The 562-nt window shown below is 69.6% G+C and carries 1 protein-coding gene; it reads left to right on the forward strand.

What is annotated here, in order from left to right; genetic code table 11:
- Window positions 1-562, forward strand: a 562-nt coding sequence (locus R1101_RS28970) for an ABC transporter ATP-binding protein (RefSeq protein ID WP_037225386.1), incomplete at both ends; no start/stop codon positions are given.

The following is a 562-nucleotide window of genomic DNA, read 5'->3' on the forward strand; positions in this document are numbered from 1 at the left end:
CCCGAGGTGGCGAAGAGGTGCTGCACGACGTGTCGTTCCGCGTGGAACCGGGCCGGATGGTCGCACTGGTCGGGTCGTCCGGTGCGGGGAAATCGACCATCGCCCAACTGATCCCGCGACTGTACGACGTCGATTCCGGTGCTGTGCTGCTCGGCGGAGCGGACGTCCGCGACCTGACCGCCGATTCGATCCGCGCGACGGTCGGGCTCGTCACCCAGGACGGTCACCTGTTCCACGACACGGTCCGCAACAACCTGCTGCTCGCCCGCCCCGAAGCCGGCGAGGACGAACTGTGGGACGCCCTGCGTCGCGCTCGCCTCAAGCCCCTGATCGCGTCGTTGCCGAACGGACTCGACACGGTCGTCGGCGAACGCGGCTACCGGCTCTCGGGTGGTGAGCGTCAGCGGCTGACGATCGCGCGGCTGCTGCTCGCCCATCCGCGGGTGGTGATCCTGGACGAGGCCACCGCCCATCTCGATTCGACCTCGGAGGCCGCCGTGCAGGAGGCGTTGACCGAGGCGCTCGAGGGTCGCACGTCGGTGGTCATCGCACACCGCCTGTC

The organism is Rhodococcus sp. R1101, from assembly GCF_000278445.1.
Lineage (GTDB): Bacteria > Actinomycetota > Actinomycetes > Mycobacteriales > Mycobacteriaceae > Rhodococcus > Rhodococcus gordoniae.